Origin of the sequence: Bathymodiolus japonicus methanotrophic gill symbiont (assembly GCF_019721995.1) — a bacterium.
Lineage (GTDB): Bacteria > Pseudomonadota > Gammaproteobacteria > Methylococcales > Methylomonadaceae > Methyloprofundus.
The window spans coordinates 19,415-44,757 of record NZ_BLYC01000015.1 but is presented as its reverse complement, the minus strand read 5'-3'; the positions used below and the strand labels follow the sequence as shown (position 1 = coordinate 44,757).

General features: G+C 41.9%; 31 protein-coding genes and 5 pseudogenes. 6 read left to right on the top strand and 30 right to left on the bottom strand.

What is annotated here, in order from left to right:
* Positions 1-106 precede the first annotated feature (106 nt).
* From K6984_RS17875 to K6984_RS17855, 6 genes are read right to left on the bottom strand one after another with little or no spacing between them, the layout of a single operon-like run.
* Positions 107-349, bottom strand: coding sequence for a hypothetical protein (locus K6984_RS17875; protein ID WP_221896759.1), 243 nt, complete (start codon positions 347-349; stop codon positions 107-109).
* Between the two features lie 20 nt (positions 350-369).
* Positions 370-807: a hypothetical protein gene (locus K6984_RS17870; protein ID WP_221896758.1), complete on the bottom strand. Its 438-nt coding sequence runs from the start codon at positions 805-807 to the stop codon at positions 370-372.
* Positions 804-950, bottom strand: coding sequence for a hypothetical protein (locus K6984_RS17865; RefSeq protein WP_221896757.1), 147 nt, complete (start codon positions 948-950; stop codon positions 804-806). The genes K6984_RS17870 and K6984_RS17865 overlap by 4 nt, the downstream gene beginning before the upstream one ends.
* A 27-nt stretch (positions 951-977) precedes the next feature.
* The gene (locus tag K6984_RS34095; RefSeq protein ID WP_263458596.1) at positions 978-1,106 is read right to left on the bottom strand and encodes a hypothetical protein; all 129 of its coding nucleotides are present in this window, start codon (positions 1,104-1,106) and stop codon (positions 978-980) included.
* A 42-nt stretch (positions 1,107-1,148) separates the two neighbouring features.
* Positions 1,149-1,616 carry a hypothetical protein gene (locus K6984_RS17860; RefSeq protein ID WP_221896802.1) on the bottom strand — a complete coding sequence of 156 codons (468 nt, stop codon included), beginning with the start codon at positions 1,614-1,616 and terminating at the stop codon, positions 1,149-1,151.
* A 25-nt stretch (positions 1,617-1,641) separates the two neighbouring features.
* Positions 1,642-1,887 (bottom strand): hypothetical protein, encoded by a 246-nt coding sequence (locus tag K6984_RS17855; protein WP_221896756.1) that lies wholly within the window; start codon positions 1,885-1,887, stop codon positions 1,642-1,644.
* Between the two features lie 122 nt (positions 1,888-2,009).
* Between K6984_RS17855 and K6984_RS36355 the strand changes: the two are divergent.
* Positions 2,010-2,243 (top strand): annotated as a pseudogene (locus K6984_RS36355) (IS1-like element transposase); the annotation flags it as partial.
* 8 nt (positions 2,244-2,251) lie between these two features.
* On the opposite strand, the pseudogene K6984_RS17845 reads toward K6984_RS36355, so the two are convergent.
* Both K6984_RS17845 and K6984_RS34090 read right to left on the bottom strand, forming a co-directional pair.
* Positions 2,252-2,503, bottom strand: a pseudogene (locus tag K6984_RS17845) (transposase); the annotation flags it as partial.
* A gap of 4 nt (positions 2,504-2,507) precedes the next feature.
* Positions 2,508-2,642: a hypothetical protein gene (locus tag K6984_RS34090; protein ID WP_263458796.1), complete on the bottom strand. Its 135-nt coding sequence runs from the start codon at positions 2,640-2,642 to the stop codon at positions 2,508-2,510.
* A 120-nt stretch (positions 2,643-2,762) separates the two neighbouring features.
* Here K6984_RS34090 and K6984_RS17840 point away from each other — a divergent pair.
* Positions 2,763-3,537 (top strand): annotated as a pseudogene (locus tag K6984_RS17840) (IS1 family transposase).
* Here K6984_RS17840 and K6984_RS17835 read toward each other — a convergent pair.
* The 8 genes from K6984_RS17835 to K6984_RS17805 form a co-directional block, all read right to left on the bottom strand.
* A complete protein-coding gene (locus K6984_RS17835; RefSeq protein ID WP_221896753.1) occupies positions 3,534-3,923 on the bottom strand; it encodes a hypothetical protein in 390 nt (129 codons plus the stop codon). The pseudogene K6984_RS17840 and the gene K6984_RS17835 overlap by 4 nt on opposite strands.
* Positions 3,924-4,242: 319 nt before the next feature.
* The gene (locus tag K6984_RS17830) at positions 4,243-4,644 is read right to left on the bottom strand and encodes a hypothetical protein (protein WP_221896752.1); all 402 of its coding nucleotides are present in this window, start codon (positions 4,642-4,644) and stop codon (positions 4,243-4,245) included.
* Positions 4,641-5,078 (bottom strand): hypothetical protein, encoded by a 438-nt coding sequence (locus K6984_RS17825; RefSeq protein ID WP_221896751.1) that lies wholly within the window; start codon positions 5,076-5,078, stop codon positions 4,641-4,643. Before K6984_RS17825 ends, K6984_RS17830 begins: the two co-directional genes overlap by 4 nt.
* A gap of 198 nt (positions 5,079-5,276) precedes the next feature.
* Entirely contained in the window at positions 5,277-5,444 is a 168-nt protein-coding gene (locus K6984_RS17820; protein WP_221896750.1) for a hypothetical protein, read from the bottom strand.
* Between the two features lie 39 nt (positions 5,445-5,483).
* A complete protein-coding gene (locus K6984_RS17815; RefSeq protein ID WP_338024546.1) occupies positions 5,484-5,738 on the bottom strand; it encodes a hypothetical protein in 255 nt (84 codons plus the stop codon).
* 21 nt (positions 5,739-5,759) lie between these two features.
* The gene (locus K6984_RS17810; protein ID WP_221896749.1) at positions 5,760-5,900 is read right to left on the bottom strand and encodes a hypothetical protein; all 141 of its coding nucleotides are present in this window, start codon (positions 5,898-5,900) and stop codon (positions 5,760-5,762) included.
* 27 nt (positions 5,901-5,927) lie between these two features.
* Positions 5,928-6,056, bottom strand: a complete 129-nt coding sequence (locus K6984_RS34085; RefSeq protein ID WP_263458596.1) for a hypothetical protein — start codon at positions 6,054-6,056, stop codon at positions 5,928-5,930.
* A gap of 396 nt (positions 6,057-6,452) precedes the next feature.
* Positions 6,453-6,635 carry a hypothetical protein gene (locus K6984_RS17805; RefSeq protein ID WP_221896748.1) on the bottom strand — a complete coding sequence of 61 codons (183 nt, stop codon included), beginning with the start codon at positions 6,633-6,635 and terminating at the stop codon, positions 6,453-6,455.
* 321 nt (positions 6,636-6,956) lie between these two features.
* Here K6984_RS17805 and K6984_RS17800 point away from each other — a divergent pair, with 321 nt between their 5' ends.
* The gene (locus tag K6984_RS17800) at positions 6,957-8,195 is read left to right on the top strand and encodes an IS630 family transposase (RefSeq protein WP_221896747.1); all 1,239 of its coding nucleotides are present in this window, start codon (positions 6,957-6,959) and stop codon (positions 8,193-8,195) included.
* A gap of 97 nt (positions 8,196-8,292) precedes the next feature.
* Here K6984_RS17800 and K6984_RS17795 read toward each other — a convergent pair.
* The 6 genes and pseudogenes from K6984_RS17795 to K6984_RS17770 form a co-directional block, all read right to left on the bottom strand.
* Positions 8,293-8,560, bottom strand: a pseudogene (locus K6984_RS17795) (carbamoyltransferase N-terminal domain-containing protein); the annotation flags it as partial.
* A 332-nt stretch (positions 8,561-8,892) separates the two neighbouring features.
* Positions 8,893-10,011 (bottom strand): glycosyltransferase family 4 protein, encoded by a 1,119-nt coding sequence (locus K6984_RS17790; protein WP_221896746.1) that lies wholly within the window; start codon positions 10,009-10,011, stop codon positions 8,893-8,895.
* A gap of 25 nt (positions 10,012-10,036) precedes the next feature.
* On the bottom strand, positions 10,037-11,968 hold the full coding sequence (gene asnB, locus K6984_RS17785; RefSeq protein WP_221896745.1) for an asparagine synthase (glutamine-hydrolyzing): 1,932 nt from the start codon (positions 11,966-11,968) through the stop codon (positions 10,037-10,039).
* A 105-nt stretch (positions 11,969-12,073) separates the two neighbouring features.
* Entirely contained in the window at positions 12,074-13,201 is a 1,128-nt protein-coding gene (locus tag K6984_RS17780; RefSeq protein WP_221896744.1) for a glycosyltransferase, read from the bottom strand.
* Positions 13,198-14,460 carry an O-antigen ligase family protein gene (locus K6984_RS17775; RefSeq protein ID WP_221896743.1) on the bottom strand — a complete coding sequence of 421 codons (1,263 nt, stop codon included), beginning with the start codon at positions 14,458-14,460 and terminating at the stop codon, positions 13,198-13,200. The genes K6984_RS17780 and K6984_RS17775 overlap by 4 nt, the downstream gene beginning before the upstream one ends.
* 46 nt (positions 14,461-14,506) lie before the next feature.
* Complete coding sequence (locus K6984_RS17770) at positions 14,507-15,649, bottom strand: glycosyltransferase (protein ID WP_221896742.1); 1,143 nt, start codon at positions 15,647-15,649, stop codon at positions 14,507-14,509.
* Positions 15,650-16,286: 637 nt separating this feature from the next.
* On the opposite strand from K6984_RS17770, the gene K6984_RS17765 reads away from it, so the two are divergent.
* Both K6984_RS17765 and K6984_RS17760 read left to right on the top strand, forming a co-directional pair.
* Complete coding sequence (locus K6984_RS17765; RefSeq protein ID WP_221896741.1) at positions 16,287-16,820, top strand: transposase; 534 nt, start codon at positions 16,287-16,289, stop codon at positions 16,818-16,820.
* 154 nt (positions 16,821-16,974) lie between these two features.
* Complete coding sequence (locus K6984_RS17760; RefSeq protein ID WP_221896740.1) at positions 16,975-17,529, top strand: hypothetical protein; 555 nt, start codon at positions 16,975-16,977, stop codon at positions 17,527-17,529.
* Between the two features lie 67 nt (positions 17,530-17,596).
* Here K6984_RS17760 and K6984_RS17755 read toward each other — a convergent pair whose 3' ends face one another.
* The 8 genes from K6984_RS17755 to K6984_RS17725 all read right to left on the bottom strand — a co-directional run bounded on the left by K6984_RS17755 (position 17,597) and on the right by K6984_RS17725 (position 23,605).
* Positions 17,597-18,703 (bottom strand): glycosyltransferase family 4 protein, encoded by a 1,107-nt coding sequence (locus tag K6984_RS17755; protein WP_221896739.1) that lies wholly within the window; start codon positions 18,701-18,703, stop codon positions 17,597-17,599.
* Entirely contained in the window at positions 18,700-19,512 is an 813-nt protein-coding gene (locus K6984_RS17750; protein WP_221896738.1) for a class I SAM-dependent methyltransferase, read from the bottom strand. The genes K6984_RS17755 and K6984_RS17750 overlap by 4 nt, the downstream gene beginning before the upstream one ends.
* 49 nt (positions 19,513-19,561) lie before the next feature.
* Complete coding sequence (murJ, locus tag K6984_RS17745) at positions 19,562-20,932, bottom strand: murein biosynthesis integral membrane protein MurJ (RefSeq protein WP_221896737.1); 1,371 nt, start codon at positions 20,930-20,932, stop codon at positions 19,562-19,564.
* A gap of 79 nt (positions 20,933-21,011) precedes the next feature.
* Positions 21,012-21,269: a hypothetical protein gene (locus K6984_RS17740; RefSeq protein WP_221896736.1), complete on the bottom strand. Its 258-nt coding sequence runs from the start codon at positions 21,267-21,269 to the stop codon at positions 21,012-21,014.
* The gene (locus K6984_RS17735) at positions 21,260-21,757 is read right to left on the bottom strand and encodes a transposase (RefSeq protein ID WP_338024548.1); all 498 of its coding nucleotides are present in this window, start codon (positions 21,755-21,757) and stop codon (positions 21,260-21,262) included. The genes K6984_RS17740 and K6984_RS17735 overlap by 10 nt, the downstream gene beginning before the upstream one ends.
* Positions 21,758-21,792: 35 nt before the next feature.
* Positions 21,793-21,927, bottom strand: coding sequence for a hypothetical protein (locus K6984_RS35790; RefSeq protein ID WP_338024545.1), 135 nt, complete (start codon positions 21,925-21,927; stop codon positions 21,793-21,795).
* Between the two features lie 134 nt (positions 21,928-22,061).
* Positions 22,062-22,541, bottom strand: coding sequence for a hypothetical protein (locus K6984_RS17730; protein ID WP_221896734.1), 480 nt, complete (start codon positions 22,539-22,541; stop codon positions 22,062-22,064).
* Positions 22,542-22,846: 305 nt separating this feature from the next.
* Positions 22,847-23,605, bottom strand: coding sequence for a glycosyltransferase family 2 protein (locus tag K6984_RS17725; RefSeq protein WP_221896733.1), 759 nt, complete (start codon positions 23,603-23,605; stop codon positions 22,847-22,849).
* Positions 23,606-23,938: 333 nt separating this feature from the next.
* Here K6984_RS17725 and K6984_RS17720 point away from each other — a divergent pair.
* Positions 23,939-24,982, top strand: a pseudogene (locus tag K6984_RS17720) (IS3 family transposase).
* Positions 24,983-25,343 lie beyond the last annotated feature (361 nt).

The following is a 25,343-nucleotide window of genomic DNA, read 5'->3' as shown; positions in this document are numbered from 1 at the left end:
CTTATAGTGCCCCGAATATAATAATTCTGAAGCTTAATATCGCTGTTTACCATGGGCTTGCCCGGCAAACGGTTCTTATTGTTCGTAGTATTCATTTAGTAACTATTTAGTTGCATCTGTTTACGGTTGCATTACAATCGCTGAAAATCATGGAAACGGAGCTTAGCGAAGTGGTGATTTTTAGTCCCTGATAGGCGACAGGGCAATTCGCTGATTCGACGTGTGTTAGCAGCACGCGAGAGGAGCAAGAATTGCATTCCGAATAGCCGTCCAGCCAGTGAGGTAGTAATGACGAAGCGGCTTTTGTGCGTAGTCGTTGCGGACGCAGGGCGTTCAGGGCATCTCCCATCCGCTGCGTAGGTGAACGAATTATGGCGACAGGAGTCCCGGAATTTCGTGAGGTAGCATGGCGCGCCTGGGCAAGGTTGTCACAAACCGGTGAAGTTTTCCGGTTTCTGGATCACGGTAATCCACCACGTTAAATTTGATGCCCTTGTTTTCGTACACACTGTATGCTTCAACCCCTGTATTGATCTCATGGCGGGAGTCAAAAGGGATAGACTCAACCAGAGTCGCAATTGAATTTTCTTTTAGCATTGAAATCATGTAATTAGCATGTCGTTTCTGCCGATCCCACCAGACAAAGTCGGTGACGGCTTTATCGTAGACATGGAGATGTTTCTGAGAGCTGTTATTTCCCTTGTTTTGCTTTTCAATATGATCTCGTAACACAGGTATTTCTTGATGTCTCTGAGTTCCGTTTGTCACCAGACAAAGAAATCTGAGCAACCCACTTCTGAGATTCAACGCGTAAATCCCTCCGGCCGCCGCTGAAAATCCTGGAAACGGAGCTTTAGCGAAGTGAAGATTTTTAGTCCGCGATAGCCGTAGGGCCGTTGTTTTGTCGGAGTCTGAGCGTTAGCGAAGGTGGAGACAAAATAAAAGGCCATCCGACACGGCGTCAAGTCATTTGGAGCCTATGTTCCGACCCCTTGTTGGGTCGGGACGAGGTGACGAGGACGAATCGGGGCCGCCGGAGGCATAAGTGGTCGCGTTAAGTTTTTGCTGCTTGCTTGGGCTGGGATGCCCAAAACAAGCTTTCGCAAAAATAGCGACTCCCCGTAAAATAGCAAGTCGCTCATATTCGCTTAATTTATTATTAGGAGAAGGCAATGGTCAAACAAAAGACTCAGAATCAGGCCACGGCTTGATCCCTCTTCATCTAATTGTTTGGCCTCACGCCCCCATCCTTCATAAAGCTTCCAGTCCTCAAAGAAAACCTCAATCAGCCATCTCAACGTATAGGCTTGAATAATATCTTGTGTGCGCCAAGTCAGGTCTGTCGCCACTAAATAGCGATAGTCGTTTTCACCGTCATATTTTAAGGCAATGACAAAGCGTTTTTTACTGTGAGAACTCACCTTTAATCGTGCACTGCTGACAGTCACTTTAATCTCTTTGCCGCCACGTACGCGTATTATCTGATCAATGCCTTTGTTAATCGAATTAAAGTAGCTCTCGACTGACCTTATTCTACCTCTATATTCAATATTTTGGTTTTTACGTAATTGGCTAATCACCTGCGAGCCTCCAGATTCTTTAGCGGCTTCGTCCATAAAGGCTTTTTCACCATACAGCGCATCAAGCCAGTACGCCTTTAATTTTAATCAGGCTATGCGCAACTTTAAACTCTTTTAATAAGCCTAATGCAATCTCTGTTTTGGTCGGGTAGGCACTGTCACGTTCAGGCTTAATAGGCCGATCTTTTTTTGCTATACCCCTCTTTTTCAACCGTTTATCTTCTTTATCCCACTGCTTTAAGGCTGGATCCGGCATATAAAAGAAAAAACCGACAGGCACTGTAATGGATGAGGTAACTAGCAGCAATAATACTATCGTTTGTCCATTAACATACCCGCCGGAGCCTTTGTGTTTCTGGGTAGTGGGTTAAACCTGTGTTTAGCATGAGAGCAATAGAATAAGAAAGTGATTTATTGCATAATTCCCTCATGAAATATTATCAAGAAATCACCTGCCCTAACTGTACTAATTCCAACCTGATGAAATCAGGTAGTAGCGATCGTGGTGTGCAGCGATATCGTTGCCAGACCACAGCTTGCTCAACCAACACCTTCATGTTGGAATATTGTTATAAAGCATGTGAATTTGGAACCAAAGAACACGTTGTCGAAATGGCTATCAATAGTAGTGGCACTCGAGACACGGCTAGGGTTCTTAAAATCACCTGAATTCAATTCATAAGTGCATAACCCAATAAATTTTTCATATCTATCCCAGTCAGCCCTTCAAATACCTCATAAGGTGTTTTGTAATTGAGACACTTTTTAGGGCGACTATTTAGCTTATCAACGGCTATAAAAACCTCTTTTATCGTAACATCAATCAACTCCATTACTTTAGGGAAATACTGTCTTAATAAGCCATTAGCATTCTCATTTTGCCCTCTTTCCCAAGAGCTGTAGGGAGTCGAAAAATACGTATCAGGCTTAATAGGCCGATCTTTTTTTGCTATACCCCTCTTTTTCAACCGTTATCTCTTTTTCCCACTGCTTTAAGGCTGGATCCGGCATATAAAAGAAAAAACCGACAGGCACTGTAATGGATGAGGTAACTAGCAGCAATAATACTATCGTTTGTCCATTAACATACCCGCCGGAGCTTTGTGTTTCTGGGTAGTGGTTAAACCTGTGTTTAGCATGAGAGCAATAGAATAAGAAAGTGATTTATTGCATAATTCCCTCATGAAATATTATCAAGAAATCACCTGCCCTAACTGTACTAATTCCAACCTGATGAAATCAGGTAGTAGCGATCGTGGTGTGCAGCGATATCGTTGCCAGACCACAGCTTGCTCAACCAAACCTTCATGTTGGAATATTGTTATAAAGCATGTGAATTTGGAACCAAAGAACACGTTGTCGAAATGGCTATCAATAGTAGTGGCACTCGAGACACGGCTAGGGTTCTTAAAATCACAATAAAAATACGGTGACTCGTACTTTAAAAAACAAAGAAAACAGTCTTGTTCAAGTGAACCCTCTTTTTCAGACCTTTGATCAAGGGAAACCATTGGAAGTCAGACTAGAACAGGTCTGCTGTGATGAAGCCGAAATGGATGAACAGTGGTCTTTTGTAGGAAATAAAAGCAATCAACGCTGGCTATGGCATGCTGTTGATCATAAAACCAACACGGTACTCGCTTATGTTTTTGGCAAGCGTAAGGACATTGTTTTCAAAGAATTAAAAGCGTTACTTTTGCCTTTAAATATCAGTCGTTATTACACCGATGACTGGGGCGCTTATGAACGTCATCTCGATGCTGAGAAACATGAAATAGGTAAGAAAAACACCCAAAAAATTGAACGTAAAAACTTGAATTTTAGAGCATGGATAAAACGATTAACTCGTCGAACAATCTGCTTCTCTAAGTTAGAGAAAATGCATGATATTGTGATTGGTCTGTTAATAAATAAGGTGGAATTTGGCAGGGATATTCATGCAAAAACACAGATTTAACCCACTACCTGTTTCTGCTTGTAAACCTTATAGATACGTTTTGTAGACTTAGATCGTGCTCGGTCTGATTCATCAAAGGCCAACACACCTTCAGTAATGCCATAACGTTTTAAAATTAAGACCACACTCACCCGTAGCAACCAGTCCCAGGGTATACTTGCTTTACGAAACACCCAGGATAATGCGGCTACTTTGCAATCTCCAAGGCTTGCTCGCTCAAACTTAGCCCAGCAAACAGAGTTCATTAGCAGTATGCCCGTTAAACAAGTGCCCAACCAAGCGGCTTGAATCCGTGTCAAAGCGGCTCCGGGTTTTAGCTGATTGAGCGCATCATTTAAATCGTCAATATAGCTTTGGATAAAGGTGGCTGGGGCATTCATTAACATGGGCTTACACCGATAAAATTACAACAACCTCAGAATACCTGATTTTACCTTCTCAATATCAAAAACTTGAACATCGAGTGATACCAACAATATCACAGGCTTTGCCCTTTCTGGCACCTTGTCCAATGGCTTCATTGATCCATGTGACATAATTTACGCGCTCTGAGTGAGGAATTAAGCGTCCTCGTTTTCCTCCCAGAGCGCATCCAGCTTTTTTCTAAGCACCAATAAGGCCGCTGTTTCTGCAAGTGCTTTCTCTTTGCGATTAAGCTCTTTCTTTAATTTTTTGTTTTCACTACGTAATTGTTTTAATACGTTTTTATCTGTTTTTTTCTTGCGTCACGTTTTGCTCTGATCCTTTAATAAAATGGGTCTTCCAGGACTCAAGTTCAGCTTTATAAAGCCCATGTGTACGACAATATTCATTACACTCTTGCTCGCTCAGGGTACTTGTTTCTATAATGGCTGATAATTTTCTCTCGGCTGTCCACTGTATAGGAGAATGGCTTGTGTTTTTAGTGTTTTTGCACTTCTTATCAACATAAGTTTGCTTCCACGTATACAGCGTTCCGTAAGGAATATTTTCGGCCTTAGCTAATTCAGGTACGCTCATATTTAAGGGGGGAAGCATTTTGTTAATGATGGCATCTTTTCTTTCTTTTGGGTATTGAGTTGTCATGGTTTTATTTTTCCGCCCCTTGTTTGAGTTATTATTTTTCAAATAAGGCGAAAACTATCCTGACACGGGGGGTGATCAATAAAATGTCCATCCGCTGCTTCTATGGTGTATTCGTCAAGTTCCGGGAATGCTTTAAGATAATCAATGCATTGCGATAGCAGTGTTTCAGAGTGAAGATGATAGCTCTGCTGTTCAAATGCCTCAAGCATACTTGTTCGTCTATGCGACTTCAGTGATTTAAAATACGTTGAGTGGGGAAGCAGCTGGCCATAAATCTGTTCATTGGTTTGGAGGAAATGGCGACCACTATCGACTACACTGATACAGCGTAATAACCCAAGGCGAATAAAGTCGATATCCTTCAACTCTGGGCATGAACGAGACCACAAAGGATGACGCTCTGCTAACAGGGCACGTTCCATACTTTCATTGCAGTGTTGGTGAATATGTTCAGAGAGTGGTAGGTCTTTAAGCATGGGTGATATCCGTTTATGAGGTGATTAAAACGGAATTTTTTAGAAAAATTCTTCGGCAATTGCAAGCTTTATTTGAAATTATTTGTTGTTTTTTTACGGTGCCTACAGAGTGTCTATTTGCTGTTATAAGTGATTAAAATCAAAAAGATGGAAATATTCGAGTGGTGCTACATTCAGGTAGGTTATAGGCTGCTTTGTTTAGGTACTTCTTCTTTCAATGGGAGCACTGATGGTATTTTCAGCAACGGATAATTCAGTACCAGCCTGCAAACAAAGTAAATTAATCAAATCGGCACGCTTAACAGTGTAAAAATCACCTTCTTCTTCGGCAAAGCGGGGTAAAAGAGGAATAAGTGCTTTAATCAAGAGTGCTGACATAGCTTGGTTTATCTGGCTTAAATGAGTTTATGAATATAATAAATTAGAGAAAGGCTTGGTGTTTTTACAACGATAGGTATGAAAGTCGCGTTGATCTGTGCTTAAAATCCGGCCATGTCCTAAATGTTCCGCCAATAAAACTAAAGAAGCATCGGCTAAGTCCATTGGCAGATCAGCGTATTGCCTCATTAATGCAACTATTCTTTGTTTATCCGCCAACAAGGTTTCAATTTGAAAAACACTGAATGCATTCTGCTGGTAGCTATCCATAAACGCCAGCATATCGAATGTGTTCCTCGACGTTTAAGCAACAAATGGCATACGCTGAAAATCCTGGAAACGGAGCTTTAGCGAAGTGAAGATTTTTAGTCCGCGATAGCCGTAGGGCCGTTGTTTTGTCGGAGTCTGAGCGTTAGCGAAGGTGGAGACAAAATAAAAGGCCATCCGACACGGCGTCAAGTCATTTGGAGCCTATGTTCCGACCCCTTGTTGGGTCGGGACAAGGTGACGAGGACGAATCGGGGCCGCCGGAGGCATAAGTGGTCGCGTTAAGTTTTTGCTGCTTGCTTGGGCTGGGATGCCCAAAACAAGCTTTCGCAAAAATAGCGACTCCCCGACTTCAGTCATCACGGGATACGTTGTGATAAGCGGCTCATTGATTGTTGCCAAAGTATTGATAGCGATTTGATGGTGCTTATCATCAGGATTAACTAAAGCCACCCAAAAACCGCTATCGGTGATGATCATACTTTATCGCTCCAGTCTAAATGGTCTTTATAGTTTTCTGATAAGTCACTCACATCTGGCATACTGCCTAAAAATCCTGTTTTTTGTAAAATATCTAGTAACTACTCAGCGTAATTTAAACTCATAACAGATTGATTTAAAATAATAATTAATGTATCTCTCTGAATTTTAGCCCAATTTTCACCCCTTTTTAAAGGTGAAAATGACTAAAGTCAGGTTAAATTAAAATATATCCATTTGATTTTAAAGTTAAAAAATACGCTGAGTAGTTACAATATCTAAAACTTTTTCACCTTCGGTTTGTGACTTACTTTGGTTATAAATTTCATCAATTGCGAGGGCTATAAGCTCAGAGGTGCTTTTTTTAAATGATTTTTCTAAGCTGTGTAATCTTTTTACACGTTGATTGTCGAGTTCTGCGGTGATTTGCATGGCCTACTCTCCTTATAAAACTGAAGTTTCCCAATTATTGAGTAGCTGAAATACACAATGCTGGTGTATCGAGGTTTATTTTAGGTGGTTTTGCCATGTTTATAGCAAACCCCTACTTAATTCCCCTTAGGCAATAGCATTTGAAACGAATGAAAAGACTATTTTTTTTCATATATAGACTTTCAGAAAATTAATTTACGAACAAACAAAAACGACAGAGGGGAAACTGGCTTATAATTTTCGTCCCAACACTAACGGAAACAGTCAAAAAGGGTATCCCTCACTTTTTCAAAGTCAATTGTAGACCGACTAAAAAAAAATATGGCGACAGCTCTCAAGCTAAGTAATATTTGTTTATGTCGATTAACTCAAGCTCTACTCTGGTTCAGTGAATGCATGGGAATCAAAGAAATAGCACGCCTAATGGGAGTCTGTGAAAAAACCATTATAAATTGGCTGAAAACATTCATGCATAAAGGTGTCGGTTGGTTAATAGGGCAACACTATCAAGGACGTGGTCGGAAGTCAAAGTTAACTAAAGACCAGAAAAATAAATTGGTTGAGTTGATAAAGAAAGGCCCAGAAGACAATGGATTTCATTGTGGAATATGGAATACTGCGATGATTGCCGAGCTTATTTGGTTAAAATTTGAAGTTCGTTATAACTTGAACTACTTATCAAGCCTAATGAAAAAACTGGGCTTCAGTTATCAAAAAGCTCGTTTTGTGACTGATCGCCAAGAAGAAGAAAAGTACGAGCTTGAAAGAAAAACGTGGCTGGAAGAAACATTGCCTGCCATTATGGAAAAGGCGGTAGAAGAAAAGAGTGTCGTTTTATTCGGTGATGAGGTGTCATTTGCTATGTGGGGTTCATTGGCACGAACCTGGGCTCCAATAGGAGAGCAACCCACAGTGAAAACATCAGGGATTCGAAAAGGGTTGAAAATGTTTGGTACGATCGAACTCGAAGGAGGGAGTTTTCAATACCGAGAATCATTGGCTTATGAGATAAAACCAAAGTCACTTAGACTTTTAAAAGAAGCTGGGCTGCCTCAAGAATTTTTAGCTATTCTTAAAAGCTTAAAAAATGAGAAATATCCAACACAGAAGCTTTTTATGGAAGCGATATATTCTATTGCCGACAACGTCTTAATCGAGAGTTATAAGCCAATGATATTACAACACGCTGAAACATCTGGGCGTTTTAATGGTGAAAGCTATGTTGAGTTTTTAACACAATTGCTGGCTTATTATAAAGGCAAGATTATTCTAATTGAAGATGGTGCCCCGTATCATGGAAGCGGTGTTATTAAGGAATTTAAGTTAGCTAATGTAGATCGTTTGACAGTAGAACGTCTCCCTGCGTTCTCGCCGGATTTTAATCCGATTGAGAAATTATGGAAAAATACGAAACGCGATTCGACTCATATGAAGTATTTTAAAACTTTTGAAGATCTTCATGATTCAGTTGTGCAAACTTTTAACACTTATATGCATGATGCCAGTAAAGTGATTTGTGTTATGCAAAAATTGCGGGAAGATTTCGTTGTTACCGCCTAAGTTTAAGCGCTCCAAATTTGGAAATTATTTATCTGAGAAACTATAGTTGTAGCATATTTTCAATTTTACCATAAATAATTATTGGGAAACTTCAGTTCAAATATAGCTTTTCTTTTAACCAGACAGGCATTGCCACAAGAAAAGAACGTAAGCCGCGAGGCGCATAGGCAAGATATGTTTCTAATAAACGTTCAAATTTGAGTAACGGCTTATCATAAAACACCACATAATCTACATCATCCAGATTGATGCCAGCTTCTTGCAGACAATAAGCAATTGCCTGCGCTGCGGCAATGATCTCCCCGTCTTTTAAAAAGGCAGCTGCACTATCATGATAGTGCAGCTGAAATTCCCAGAATATTCATCAAATTATAACCATAAATTTATTTAACTATTAAAGCGGAAATAAATGCTCAGCACTATTTCTCATGTTTCTCTTTGTCACCAGGACTGTGTATGTACTTCGCACGTTCACGGATACGGAGCATTTAATTCAGAGTACGGAGTTAACGGAGCTAAAGCCCCCGTTTCCAATACTGCTTACTTAAGTATTAAATATTAACAAACAATAGCTTGCATTTGTAGGCAGGGTTAGCTTATCAAGCAAAGCGCGATAAGCTAACCCAGAATTTTCCCATAAATCAATGTGTTGACGGGTTACGTTTTTTCGCTACACTAATAAATATTAACGTTTGATTTAAGCACACAGTTTATTGATTGCATCTAAATATTTATTGATAACAAATTGCTCATCAAATTGTCTTTGCATTTTTTCTCTACCCTTATTTCCCATTTGAACTCTTTCCTCTACACTAAGGTTCAGCATCATTCCCAGTTTTTGTACCAGATCTCCAGTATCTCTCGTTTTACACAAAAAACCATTGATGCCATCATCGACCACATCTCTGCAACCCACATTATCTGTAGTCACTATGGGCTTTGCCATGCTCGCACTTTCAAGCAAGGTTCTTGGCGTACCTTCCCGGTAAAAAGAAGGTAAAACTATACAATCAGCTTGCGCAATTTCCTGTTGAACATGATCACTTACCCCTAAGTATTGTACATCATCATCATCCACCCAATTGTCCATTTGCTGTTTAGAAATTGCGGCTTTATTTTCTACATCTAGAAAACCCAGTAATTGAAATTCAACATGCGGATATTTTTCTTTTATAATTTTTGCCGCTTCAACATATTCTTTTACCCCCTTGTCCCAAAGCATTCTTGAAATAAGTAAAAAGCGAAACACTTTATCATTTTTTATAGTCGTAACTGGCTTAAACTTTTCTAAATCCACGCCACTCCCGGGCAAAATATCACACTTTGACTTTTCTACTAATCCTTTATCCGTAAAAAGCTTAAAATCATCAGCATTTTGAAAAAATATTTTGTCGGCTTTAGATTGAGAGTATTTATATAGCCCTTTTGCAATGCTTGTCACAAAGTTGTGCTTGATAAAAAGTGTACCTAAACCAGCAATATTGTTAATGCATTGAATACCCAAAAAATAACTCGCTAGCGTCCCATAAATATTGGGCTTGATGGTGTAATGTAAAACAATATCTGGCTTTATGTGTTTATAAAGTCGATAAAACTGGATAAAGGTTTTTATATCTTCTTTAGGATTTGTACCTTGATTACTAATATAAATATCATGATATGTAAATTCTTTTTTTAAAATATCACTATATTGATCATAAGGGGCAATTAACACGACTTTATAGCCTGCCTTTTCGATACTGCGAATCAGGTTCAGTCTGAAGTTAAATAAATTCCAGGATGCATTGAGGACAATTGCAATTGTTTTCTTTGTCATTGTTTGCTGCAGTCAATTTAATCTGTCACCGCTGATTTTCCAGCCAGGCCTGAAACATCAAAATATCCCATAAATAATAATGCCAGCGACGCTTTCCGCTAGCATGCTCTTGCCACATCTTGCGGATTGGGGCGGGGTCAAAGAAACCTTCTTCTTTGAGTCGTTTTTCATCCAGAAAAGCGTCTGCCCAGTCGCGCAAAGGCCCTTGCAGCCAGTGCTCGATGGGCACACCAAAGCCCATTTTTGGCCGTTCCATCAGCTCACGCGGCACATAACGGTATAATACTTCGCGCAGCAGCAATTTCCCTTTACCATCTCGGTATTTAAGTGGCATAGGTACCTTCCAGGCAAACTCTACTACACGGTGATCCAGTAATGGAACCCGGGCTTCTAGGCTAACCGCCATACTCGCTCTATCTACCTTGGTTAAAATATCATCGGGCAAATAAGTCAGGCTATCGAGATACATCATCTGCTCACGAAAGTCCGTTAGTTTTGGCATTTGCTCAGGGTGATTAAACAGTGTTTTCGGTTCAGTCGCCCCCAGCACAATCTGGTCAGGCGTTTTCCAGTGAGATACCAGGCGGTGATAATAAGATTCGCCAGAAGCCTCTTTTACGACATCCGTCAGTTTAGGCAGACGGTCAGCTAAATGTGGAATCTGTAGGCTTTTGGGTAGAAAACCTAGTAAATATTCCAGCGGAGCTGCAGGGAAAATCTGCATCATCGTTCCGATAAATTGGCGAACGGGTATAGGTAGCATTTGTAGCTTATGCCATATCTGATAACCCTGAGTATAACGATTATAGCCACAGAATAGCTCATCTCCTCCATCACCAGATAGACTTACTGTGACATGTTTGCGCGCCAGTTGACTGACCAGCAAGGTAGGAATTTGTGATGAATCGGCAAATGGTTCATCCCAGATTGTAGGTAGTCGCGGAATAACCGCCATGGCTTCCTCTGGTGTAACATACAGCTCGGTATGCTCGGTACCCAGATGCTTTGCTACCGCCTGAGCATGAACAGCCTCGTTATAGCCTTGCTCATGAAAGCCAATGGTAAAGGTTTTTACCGGGCGTGACGACTGCGCCTGCATCAATGCAGCCACTATGGTTGAATCATAGCCTCCCGATAAAAAAGTCCCTAAAGGAACATCGGCCGCCATACGACTATGAACTGCATCCCGTAGCAGTGTATCTAATTCATCAACCAGACCCTTGGCATCTGTTTTGCCTTGCATCGCGATACCTTGCTCTGCAAGCTCTGCCAAATTCCAGTAACACTGAGGTTCGGAAACTTGATTACCTGCATCACGAATGACTACGTAGTGAGCCGGTGGCAGTTTATTAATTCCCTGGTAAATGCTCCAGGGTGTCGGCACACTGCTATGACGCAGAAATAATGTTAAGGCATTGCGGTCTATCTCGGGCTGCCATTGCGGGTGTGCATTAAATGCTTTTAATTCGGAGCCAAATAAAAACCGGCCGTTATTATTACCATAATAAAGTGGCTTTTCGCCCATACGATCACGCGCCAGAAAAAGGCTGCTCTCAGTGCTATCCCACAGGGCAAAGGCAAACATACCATTGATGCGTTGCAGTGTTTTTTCTAGCCCCCAATGGCGTAATGCTGCTAATAGAGTCTCGGTATCTGAGTGTCCCTTCCAGGCAAAATGCCCGCCTTCACGTTCTAAATCTTTTCGTAACTCAGGGTGATTATAGATCTCACCATTAAACACCAGTGTATAACGACCACAGGGAGAGTTCATCGGCTGATGCCCTGCAGGCGAAAGGTCAATAATGGCCAGGCGGCGATGCGCCATTGCTAAATCTCCCCCTGTATTCAGCCAGGTTCCAGCACCATCAGGACCTCTATGTTGAATACGCAAAGCCATCTGCTCAACGATAGAGACATCTGCCCCCCGCTTATCCCAATAACCAACTATGCCACACATTATCTATTCCTGGTTTTTCTATAAGAAAGTTCCAACCTTCATCCCCTCGATAAAAATCAGCCCACTATAACAATGCAATCCTGACCGAGAGAAGGTTAATTAATTTTACATTTTTAAATTGTGATACAAATCAACATACTGCCCAACAATTTCACTCAGGGTGAAATTATCTTCAATTCGTCTACGCGCCTGCTCCCCTAGCAATCGCCGCTCAGTAAGAGGCAAAGTAAGCAGTGATTCAATCCCAGCCGCAAGCGCTGTTTTATCTCTAGGAGGTACGATGGCACCATAGTCGCCAATAAGCAATCCACTATCCCCTACATCGGTTGCAATACAAGGCACGGCAACCGCCATCGCTTCACCTAAAACATTCGGAAAGCCTTCCCCCCAGGCGCTACAAAGACAAAGAACATCGATGGCGCTCATTAAATCGGCCACATCACTACGCTCGCCTAGCAGGTGAAACCTATCTTGTAATGTCCCAGGAATTTGCTGTCTAAGGCTGGCGTTTTCCATGCAAACACCCCGACCACTTAGTACAAAATGAACATTAGCGTGTTGCAAGGCAATTATCTCTGCTGCCTGTAAAAAATTAGCATGATCCTTCATCGGGTGTAACCGGGCTACATGTCCGACTACCAAAGCTTCTACAGGAATAGTTAACTCGGAGCGTATGCTCTGTCGTGCATCCTGAGAAAAACGAAACCGCTGCAGATCAATTCCATTAGCAATCACCTGCCCATTCTTACTCGCAAAGCCAAAAGCCTCATGCTGCTGTCGTGAAAGTTGACTATTGTATAGCAATGCATCCGGGGCTTTAGAAAAAAACCGGTTTGCTCTGATAACTTGCCGGGTCAAAAACTTTTCATTGCCAATCTGATATAAAGTCTGACGGATATTCCAGACTAGGGCGGCTCTTTCCGAAAGCATGGAGCATGCTTGAGTTGCCGCCAGATTACCGTGATACATCCAGCCTTGAATGACATCTGGTTGTAATGTTTTTACGATATTTCGTAGTTTTAATAAGCCTGCCAATGTAGGCCGCCCTGCAGGCATTTCCAGTGTTGTGACGAGCACACCTAATGCTTTAATCAGAGGCCCGAAAGTACCTGCATCAGTCATTGAGATTACATGGCTATCAAATTTTGTGCTTAAGCCGCCCTGCAATAAATTGTATAGCGCACGTTCTGCGCCACCAGTGGTTAGGCCAGTAATAATATGCAGTACTTTCATATTGTAGCTGTAGGTAATTGATTATCTGAACTTTGCATATCGACTTGTCGTTGTGTTGAGGGCTTTGAAGCAACCAGCCGCGTACCAATAATAAATGCAAATAACAGCAATACAGCGGGGTGCTCAAGGTTATTATGCGTAAACAAACTGTTGAGAGCAATTTGCACAAGCATGATTTTTCCTAAGCACGAGGCCATCTTCCACATTAATACCAGCAAGCCTATATACAAGGCAAGCTGAATGAATCCTCCTTCCAGCCATTGTTGCAAATACATATTGTGCGTCTCGATCATCGCCCACTCTTTCGTATAGCCAATACCGTAACCGAAAAAAGGAGCCTCCCTGATCATATTTATCGAAAACTTCGCTATATCCCATCGGCTACTTGCTGAGAAATTTTCTAATGAGGCTTTACCAATACCCAGCCTGCTGAATGTATCCATAGTCATATATTGCTGCAGATTCAGTTTATTGATAATACCTTCCGTCACCCCGGAAAAAAGAGCAAGTAAAAGTAAAACAATAAACGCAGTGATCGACAATATTATCATCCAGCGCAAACGTCTTTCGCCATCAGCGTACCTCAGGATGCTTAGCCCTATAACTGCCACCCCCCAGGATAGCCAGGAAGCCCTGGAGAATGTTACCAGCACCCCCAGTCCACAGAATGCAATGTAACTCCATTTCAAACGATTGGGAACAAGCAAAAAACCGCCAACCATAGTTAAGGCAATAATATCGCCTGCAATGGTCGGGTTGCTGTAGAATCCAGCGCCTCGTCCTGTAACAGTGCTAAAAGTTAGCTCAATAAAATCCCATAGGCACATTGCTGACCCAGCCAATGCCAAAATGGCAAGAACTGTAGCTAATTCTATTACGCGAACTGAATGATTCACCAGCAACACAAAACACGTAAAAAGAGCTGCTCCTTCCAGTGCTACTATCAGGCTCTCTGTCGCAATGCTGCTTTGGGATGAATATAAATAAGTGATGCTAGTCCATAAAGTATATAGACCCATCCATACGCCTATACTTTTAAGTCCCTGATCTATTGGCTCTAGCCTCGCGGGATATAAGATGCGTTGAGTTATCACCCAGAAACAAGTGAAAAAAATGATAAGCAGGTAGCTGTATAAGGGTTTGAATTTATAGCTCAGAAACATTTGATAATAGGCGTAACTACCAATCCAGAATGCCATGATGATTAAGAATATTTCAGCTGAAAAGCTGCGGTTATTTTTATCTTTTTCAAAGCTCATAAGTGATCACCTATTTCGATATAGTCCTTGCCTTTCATTTTATCGATTATCTTAGGCCATTACTTTTTTCACTGAACAATGTCCTCTCAGTCCTGTCTAGTAGCGACTTTACGCTAAATTCATTAATAACCCGCTTACGCGCCTGCTGGGAGAGTCGCGTAAAATCCTCGCTTTCAAGCAAAAGTAGCTCATTCCATGCCGTAAATAATGCTTGGCTATTATTTGCTGGCATCACGCGCCCCGTATTGCCAATGACTAGGGCTGAATCTCCCACATCAGTAGCTACGCAAGTTGTACCACATGCCATTGCCTCGCCGAGTACATTTGGGAACCCTTCACCATATAAAGATGATAAGGAAGCAATATCAAGAGCATTATACACAGCGTGCATATCAGCATGCCGCCCCGCCCAGATCAGCACATTATCTAGGCCCTGGTCAGTTGCCGTTTGGTGCATGGACTTTTCGTACTCCGCCTCGCCTGCGCCTACGCAGACAAAACGTAGCTGCTTGTGTTTCCGCTGCCCAAGTGCCGCTGCCTCAAGGAAAACAGCATGACCTTTCATAGGATCAATACGCCCTACCACCCCAATTAATAGTTCATTCTCAGCTACACCCCATGCTTTACGTAATGCTTCACCCGCCAGCTTGTCAGGGTAGTAGCGTTCAGTATTGATACCATTAGGGATAACAGTTATTTTTTTTCCAGGAAAGCCATGTGCCACCGCAAATTTTAATCCGGCATGTGAATTGGCAATGATGATGTCCGCAAACCGCGATAGTCTGCATTCAAGGCGATAGCTCCAGCGAGATAACCAGTCATATTCCTCCAGATTCATATTAGAAGCGCGTACCCCCCAGGCCACCCGGGTGTCAGGAATAAAGGGGTTTATAAGTACAGAAAGTATATTGGCTACCCCTAAATAGCTATAAATAACATCAGGGGGTTGCTGGCGTAACACCCGGATTAAACGCAACAAAAACCCAAGAAGATCCCAGCGTCCTTTTTTGTGTAAGCTTAATAGTGTTACTTTTGTATCGGCAAATTCATGCGCATAAAAGCCACCACTGTAGAAAGTAAGCACTGTTACTTTATATCCTCGCTCTGCCAGGCCTTTAGCGGTGACCACTAGTTGTCGTTCGGCACCGCCGGCATCCAGTGCGCGAATAAAGAAAATAATTTTTTTCATGTTTCTGCTAATAACATTTCTACTACATTTATTATAAGGAGCATTATCTTGTACTTATACCAATTTTAACAGCCAAGGCTTAGGCTTAATCATCAAATTTCAGAAGAGAAGAATCTTTCATAACTGAAGTTTCCCAATAATTATTTATGGTAAAATTGAAACTATGCTACAACTATATGAAAAAAATAGTCTTTTCATTCGTTTCAAATGCTATTGCCTAAGGGGAATTAAGTAGGGGTTTGCTATAAACATGGCAAAACCACCTAAAATAAACCTCGATGCACCAGCATTGTGTATTTCAGCTACTCAATAATTGGGAAACTTCAGTTATTTGGTTTTTTTGGCATGAAATGATAGACAAGTGAATCAAGACCGAATTCCATGCTAATAACGAGTTTTTCTATATGATGCAGAGATGCAATACCTGCATAACGCTTATCTGTAAATTGCTTCTCAATAACGGTGGGTAGCGATGACGGTAATACCTCTTTCCCCCATAGATAACTGATAAGTTCACTTCTTCGTGCTGAGATGTCCTGACCCTGGTGGAGTGATATCACTCGATGTTCAAATTTTTGATATTGAGAAGGTAAAATCAGGTATTCTAAGGTTGTTGTAATTTTATCGGTGTAATCCCATGTTAATGAATGCCCCAGCCACCTTTATCCAAAGCTATATTGACGATTTAAATGATGCGCTCAATCAGCTAAAACCCGGAGCCGCTTTGACACGGATTCAAGCCGTTTGGTTGGGCACTTGTTTAACGGGCATACTGCTAATGAACTCTGTTTGCTGGGCTAAGTTTGAGCGAGCAAGCCTTGGAGATTGCAAAGTAGCCGCATTATCCTGGGTGTTTCGTAAAGCAAGTATACCCTGGGACTGGTTGCTACGGGTGAGTGTGGTCTTAATTTTAAAACGTTATGGCATTACTGAAGGTGTGTTGGCCTTTGATGAATCAGACCGAGCACGATCTAAGTCTACAAAACGTATTTATAAGGTTTACAAGCAGAAACACAAAGGCTCCGGCGGGTATGTTAATGGACAAACGATAGTATTATTGCTGCTAGTTACCTCATCCATTACAGTGCCTGTCGGTTTTTTCTTTTATATGCCGGATCCAGCCTTAAAGCAGTGGGATAAAGAAGATAAACGGTTGAAAAGAGCGGTATAGCAAAAAAAGACCGGCCTATTAAGCCTGAACGTGACAGTGCCTACCCGACCAAAACAGAGATTGCATTAGGCTTATTAAAAGAGTTTAAAGTTGCGCATAGCCTGATTAAAATTAAAGGCGTACTGGCTGATGCGCTGTATGGTGAAAAGCCTTTATGGACGAAGCCGCTAAAGAATCTGGAGGCTCGCAGGTGATTAGCCAATTACGTAAAAACCAAAATATTGAATATAGAGGTAGAATAAGGTCAGTCGAGAGCTACTTTAATTCGATTAACAAAGGCATTGATCAGATAATACGTGTACGTGGCGGCAAAGAGATTAAAGTGACTGTCAGCAGTGCACGATTAAAGGTGAGTTCTCACAGTAAAAAACGCTTTGTCATTGCCTTAAAATATGACGGTGAAAACGACTATCGCTATTTAGTGGCGACAGACCTGACTTGGCGCACACAAGATATTATTCAAGCCTATACGTTGAGATGGCTGATTGAGGTTTTCTTTGAGGACTGGAAGCTTTATGAAGGATGGGGGCGTGAGGCCAAACAATTAGATGAAGAAGGATCAAGCCGTGGCCTGATTCTGAGTCTTTTGTTTGACCATTGCCTTCTCCTTCACCCAGAGCAAATAGCCCGCATTGAAAGCAAACTACCTGCGTATACCGTAGGAAGCTTACAGCGCAAGTCTCAAACGCTGAAAATCATGGAAACGTAGCTTAGCGAAGTGGTGATTTTTAGTCCCTGATAGGCGACAGGGCAATTCTTGCTCCTCTCGCGTGCTGCTAGCACACGTCGAAAAATAAACCTTCCCACATCCCGGCAATTTTTTGCATGGATAGCCTGTCTCGAATTTCAATAGCCTGGGCTGCATATTGCTGACGTAATATTTTATCACTCATCAGCACGGCTAATGCTTCGACTAATGCCTGATGATTATTTTGTGGCACTAACAAACCATCAACTTTATCATGGATAATATCGCGTGGGCCGGTATCACAATCAACACTTACCACAGGTAGGCCATAGGCCATGGCTTCGACTAGAGTGTTGGGAAAACCTTCAAAAAGTGAACTCATCACATACAAATCTGCAGTTTCGTACCATTCTCCCAGATTACCAACTGCCCCTGGAAATAAAACTCGCTGCTCAAGCATTAGTTCAGCTCGTTGCTTTTCCAGTGAATTCCGACAAGAGCCTTCGCCAAGAATAATTAAGCTCCAATCAGGAAAGCGGGAGGCTAATACTGCAAAAGCAGATAATAGGCGGTTAAATCCTTTTTGTGGAGACAGTCTCCCAACGGCTATAAGCTTAAAGTTTTCGCCTTTCGCAATATTAGGACTAACTCTGGGTGAGTGTATAGCGATCGGGTAGGTAACGGCATTTGGAATTATGGGTACATATTGTGCGAATGTCTCTGCCTTTAGCCAGAGGGCTGTCTCCTCTGTCAATGCGGTGACGGCATCCAGGTGACGATAGCTACGCTTGCGTAACCACTCCCATGCTCTGCCCAGAGGTAACATTGGAGGATGAATACGCTCAGAACCTATCACCGTAATATTTAGCCCCCTTGCAGCCAGTGCCAGCAATATATTAGCAGTCGTCATAATAGCAAGTGCAACATCAGGTTGCTGCTGTTTAAGTACGTTACGCAGGGCTTTGGTGCGCTGGACATTGCTTTGGATTGCCGTCAATAGTCCGGAACTTTCCGCGTCAAGACATAAGGCGATACGCTGAATATCCGGATGTAGCTGGTAAAAGTCCTGTTCACACCCGGTCATAGTAACAAGAGTAATATGCCAGCCTTTGTCAGCCCAGTAATTGGCAAGATTGGTGCTGGCTCGTTCAGCTCCGCCAGAGGAAAGCGAGTGAATGAACAGTATGAGCCTCATTTAGGTACTCTGCTTACAATAAGAATATAGGGTGAAAATGCCTTGCTAACAGGAAGCTCTTTTATATGAGACTCAAAAAACCACGATGCTTTTGAAATGCGGGTGAGTTGTTTGTAAATAAAAAAATTAAAGCTCTTCTGCTCTTTAAAACATGAAGATACCACACTAAAATTGGATGATCCCAGGTAGTCTCCCCACAATACATCTAAGCCAGCAGCACGGTGGCCGTCAATAAATGAAGGAAGATCGTGCGGCACATGCATATCATATATTTCTTTATCCCATAATCGTGTTAAAACGCCATTAACGCCTGCCATATTTGGAATTATTGAGAATATCAGCCCACCTGGTATTGAATACTGACTAATTACGCTAAGTACCTCAGCTAAATCTTTGAAGTGTTCAACTACACCAAAACTCATCACAAAATTAAATTTCTTAATCAGGCCTACTGGTGGTGAAAACATATCTGCATGAACCACATCAATATTGACACCATTTGCTTTTGATTTTTCTTCAAGCAACTGGCAGCCCTCTTCAGAATAGTCAAGTCCTGCGCAATAGGGTGGCTTTAGCTCGTTGATGACTCTAATTATCCAGTCAGAATTACCAGCCCCAATCTCAAGAATGCTTCCCTCACCGTAGAACTCGATAATTTTATCCATTATTAATTTATCGCAATATTGCTTATAGTCCCTTTTATACTCATCTAATAACAATAATTCGTTCGAGTTTCCATTGGCATAGATTGAATCCCAATAATTTTTATTCGTTATACCTGGTTTTTCTTGTTTATTTTTCGCATCCATTTCAAGCTCCTAGAATAGACGGTGACAGTTTTGGGAGTATTTCACGACTTCAGGTTTTTGACACTAGTGCTGCACTAGCGACTATTGATTTGTTTAAAAAGATCAATATCATAATAGTCGATATGAAATATACCATCGCAGTAGACAAGGCAATGCCAGCAACGCCGAAATGTTGCATAAACAGGTAATTGCCTGCAATATTGATAATTAAACTAACGGCCGCAATTTTCATTAGAATATCATTTTTTGTCATCGCACTAATCAACCTCACACCCAATATCCCCAACATATAAAAAGGTAATTGTAATAGGTAGTATGCCTGTACCTGAGATACAAGCCGAGTATCAGCAGAGGTAAATGCGCCTCTTTCAAATAACAATTGAATAATAGGCTGTGAAAAAAGAAACAATAACACGGTAGCAGGCACACTGATAAAGACAATTAACCATGCATATGTTCTAAAGGTATGGCGCAAGCCCACCCAGTCTTTATGCCCTACCAGACGTGAAAAATGGGGGAGTACGGCCGTACCCAACGCCATGGAGCCAATACTTAAGATCATGGCCACCACCTTATTGGCATAATTAAGTGTGGCAACACTGCCAGGCTCTAGCATCGCTGCCATGGATTGGTCCACCAGCCCCGTGCCACTCATTAAAAATGCCCCTGCGATCATGGGTGTATATTGGCCAATCACTGTGCGCAACTCTTCCGTCATGCCATGCCATCTAGGTAACACAGGGATATTCTTACGCACCGCTGCAATTATCAGTACCAGTAATTCTAGCGCGGCACCAAGCACAGCTCCTTCCGCTAAAGCAAAAATACCCCATTCATCAGTCAGGGTGATTAACGCAATAACCATACATATCGGAGTCAGGGCAGGAGCCAGGGCGACTGTTGCAAAACGTTCTCTCGCATTGATAATGGTGGCAAAAAGCTGGCCGATCCCTGTGAATACTAGAACAGGCAATAACCAGTAAAAAAGTGTCTGGGTAAGCAGCATAGTCTGCTCATTAAAGCCTGATCCTAGTATCGATAGTATCGTAGGCGCAAATACCGCCAAGATCCCCGCTGCCACTAGCAAGAACAATACACCTACCAGCATCAGCGAAGAAAATAACTTATTTGCTGCTTGTATACCCTGATTTTCACGAGTGCGAATATAGGTGGGCATCATTGCAGCACTAAATGAGCCTGACAATACATTGATGGCAAAGGCGGGTAAAAGATAGGCAAATAGAAAGGCATCAACCATATCGCCGGTACCAAAATAGTCGGCAATCACCAGCTCTTTAGCTGCTGCCATCAGCTTGACGACTAAGGTCATTACCGCAACGACTGCCATGCCAGAAAATATGCGCCGATTAGTCGAAGCAGTGTGCCTGGTTTTACTACGGGATTTTTGTTTTTTTAGCATTATAAATAGATACTTCGTGTGGTCACGGTTACGCTATTATGCAGGATGACAAACTTGGGTCAGCTTGCACCTTGAATCATCAGTGTTCCCCTATCAATTGAGGCCGTGAAACTAACCTCGCCACAAGAGAGCTCATAAAGCACTGTAAAGACATTCCTGTTATTATTGCGTTTTGAACTGCCCGAATGGTATACGAGCTGATACGAGATATTCTTGCCTGGAAAAATACAGGCGCGCCATATTTTTTATCCGATGGATGAATCAATTCTGGCTGTTGTGTTTTTGAAATCTCTTCAAACACGCGCATTAAATTATAGCTCATTGCAGTCAGGCGCATTTGATTTTCAAGTGAGCGGGTATTGGAAGACCAAGCTTTAGTTTCCTTGAGAAATTACTTTTAGTGTTATTGAATGTCTTTTCAATCGTCCATCGCTTGAAATACAGCATGGCAATGGTTCCAGGGTTAATGGTCATTGGCAAGGTTGTCACAAACCGGTGAAGTTTTCCGGTTTCTGGATCACGGTAATCCACCACGTTAAATTTGATGCCCTTGTTTTCGTACACACTGTATGCTTCAACCCCTGTATTGATCTCATGGCGGGAGTCAAAAGGGATAGACTCAACCAGAGTCGCAATTGAATTTTCTTTTAGCATTGAAATCATGTAATTAGCATGTCGTTTCTGCCGATCCCACCAGACAAAGTCGGTGACGGCTTTATCGTAGACATAGAGATGTTTCTGAGAGCTGTTATTTCCCTTGTTTTGCTTTTCAATATGATCTCGTAACACAGGTATTTCTTGATGCCTCTGAGTTCCGTTTGTCACTAGACAAAGAAATCTGAGCAACCCACTTCTGAGATTCAACGCGTAAATCCCCCCGGCCGCATAAACTTTCCCCCGCTGAAAATCATGGAAACGGAGCTTAGCGAAGTGGTGATTTTTAGTCCCTGAAAGGCGACAGGGCAATTCGCTGATTCGACGTGTGCTAGCAGCACGCGAGAGGAGCAAGAATTGCATTACGAATAGCCGTCCAGCCAGTGAGGTAGTAATGACGAAGCGGCTTTTGTGCGTAGTCGTTGCGGACGCAGGGCGTTCAGGGCATCTCCCATCCGCTGCGTAGGTGAACGAATTATGGCGACAGGAGTCCCGGAATTTCGTGAGGTAGCATGGCGCGCCTGTTGCTGTTTTTTTCAGTATGGCAGGTATGATCAATAAAATGTCCATCCGCTGCTTCTATGGTGTATTCGTCAAGTTCCGGGAATGCTTTAAGATAATCAATGTCTTGCGATAGCAGTGTTTCAGCGTGAAGATGATAGCTCTGCTGTTCAAATGCCTCAAGCATACTTGTTCGTCTATGCGACTTCAGTGATTTAAAATACGTTGAGTGGGGAAGCAGCTGGCCATAAATCTGTTCATTGGTTTGGAGGAAATGGCGACCACTATCGACTACACTGATACAGCGTAATAACCCAAGGTGAATAAAGTCGATATCCTTCAACTCTGGGCATGAACGAGCCCACAAAGGATGACGCTCTGCTAACAGGGCACGTTCCATACTTTCATTGCAGTGTTGGTGAATATGTTCAGAGAGTGGTAGGTCTTTAAGCATGGGTGATATCCGTTTATGAGGTGATTAAAACGGAAATTTTTAGAAAATTTTTTTTCGGCAAATGCAAGCTTTATTTGAAATTATTTGTTGTTTTTTTACGGTGCCTACAGAGTGTCTATTTGCTGTTATAAGTGATTAAAATCAAAAAGATGGAAATATTCGAGTGGTGCTACCTTCAGGTAGGTTATAGGCTGCTTTGTTTAGGTACTTCTTCTTTCAATGGGAACACTGATGCCTTGAATATGAAATGAAAGGTCTGCGCCTTATTTGATGACGTAAATGTGTATCCTGCATGTTTTTTAATTTCATTTTTTACTCATATAGCTTAACTTTAACTGGCGATAATAAGTTTCTTCTGCCTTACTCAGTGCCGCAATAAAACCTTCTTTCCCATCTAGAAAACCGGCACGAAGAATATAGGCTCGCACAAATGTCCAGTTAGATCGGACTAAAGCTTTGCCTAAGCTACTTTGTTTGCCTTGAGCATGCGCTTTTATTGCAGCAGCAGTGGAGTATTGATCATTTTTAACTAAAACTTGCTCCAGACTTGTATAGCTATGATGTATTAATGGACTATTGAGCTGACCTACATCGCCCTCTATTAATACTCGTTCATGAACTATGTCCTGACTAAATTTAGCATTTTCACGTATAAACAAGCGCAATACGTAGTCAGGCCACCAGCCACCGTGGCGCATTTCTTTGCCCAGAAAATAAGTCAGTCTTGGTATTTCATAGGCTATGGCTATATGCCGGCCAGATTTAATCGTTTGCTGGATCTGTTGTTTAAGTTCTGGCGTTACTCGCTCATCTGCATCAATAGAAAACACCCAGTCTCCTGTTGCTTGCTGTAATGCCAGATTTTTTTGATAACCAAACCCCTGCCATTGCTTATTAATAAGGATATGCTGGGTATATTCCCGACAAATATCCAAGGTATTATCATCACTACCAGAGTCGACGACAATAATTTCATCAGCCCAGGAAATTGATTGCAAGCAGTCGCGAATTAAATCTTGCTCATTTTTGGTGATAATAATAATACTGAGTTTTATTTCTTGCATAATGAACTTTATAGCGAGTTAGTCATGTTGTTTATAGCAATCTTAAGTACTTTTCATGCGCCAGTTTACACTTTTGTTATCTTTTCCCTTTTTTAAACGCCCATCACTGACCGCTTTTCTAAAAGTATATGCGCGGGATGCCTAATTTATTAGCGGCTTAGTTAGACGTCATGCCTTGATCTAAATACTGCTGTGCTTGCTCCAAAACATCAGGTGATAGATAGGTCCTCCTTTCCGGGATGGACGGGGTTCAAAAATGAATAGTATAATGATCCCCAAAAACTAGACCAGCATTTAAGATAGAATCTTGCCCTCAAAACTGAGGATTAAGAAATGACCATAAATCGGAAGAAGCATAGCACGCAAACCAAAGTAAAAGTGGTATTAGACGTACTAAAAGGGGAAAAGACAAGAGCTGAAATTACCGCGAAATATGGTATTCATGCAACACAAATCAACAATTGGAAAAAAGCTGTATTAGAGGTTATTCCTGAAGCATTCTCGACTAAAAGGAAACAACAGGATAATGACCAGCAGGCTTTAGTTGACGATCTGTACAAGCAGATAGGGCAACTGGAAGTAGAGAATGATTTTCTAAAAAAAAATCTATGACTCTTCCACTTGCGACTCGAAAAATGTGGATAGAGCCAGGTCATTCAGAGTTAAGTGTCAGAAAGCAGTGTTGCTTGTTGAGCATCAACAGGTCAAGTTTATATTACCGACCCGTTGGCATAGATGACTATACCCTGATGCTGATGCTGATGCATGAATTGGATAAACAATATACCGAAACACCCTTTTACGGTGTCTTGAAAATGACGGAGCATTTGAGATCTCAAGGGCACCAGGTCAATCCGAAGCGAGTGAGACGGTTACTAAGGCAGATGGGGCTGGAAGCGGTATATCCAAAGCCAAGACTAAGTCAGGGCAACTCAGAGCATAAGATCTATCCTTATTTACTGAGAAACCTGCAGATCGAGCGATGCAATCAGCTCTGGAGTACGGATATTACCTACATCCGCATGAAGCATGGTTTTGTCTATCTGATGGCCATTATTGACTGGCATAGCCGATATGTACTTAATTGGGCGTTAAGTACGACAATGGACGCAGACTTTTGCATAGCAGCCCTTATTGGAGAAAGGAATCCGTGTTAGCATGGATGGCAGAGGCCGCGCATTGGATAATATTTTTGTTGAACGATTGTGGCGATCAGTCAAGTATGAAAAGGTCTATCTGAATGACTTTCAGACAGTGAATGAAGCATATTTAGGGCTGAAAGACTATTTTGAATTTTACAATCACAGGCGAATTCATCAGTCCTTGGACTATCGAACGCCAGCGGAGGTTTATTATAAAAAAACGGTCTATACGTGAGAGTCCCTGCAGGCGGACTCCATGTGGTCAAAGCGTGAATTTCCTACGGAACGTGTGGATAAGCTGATGGAAAACGATAAAGCCGTTTCCCACGAACTTACCCACACTAATTCACCCTTTGACCACATTTCACCGCAGTCGGCAAAGAGTAGTATCAAAACGCCTGCGGCGCAATAATAACAAATTATTAATATAAAAAGGGAAGGGCTATCTTAACTATTTAATAAATTGGTCTGGACAATGGGGGAGTATTATATAGGCTCCTTTTTCACATAGTTGTCTTAATGAGCGCATGACGCTACTCGTAGAGATACCAAAGGTTGTGATAATATTGCTAGAGAGGCAGGATCCGGCATTGATA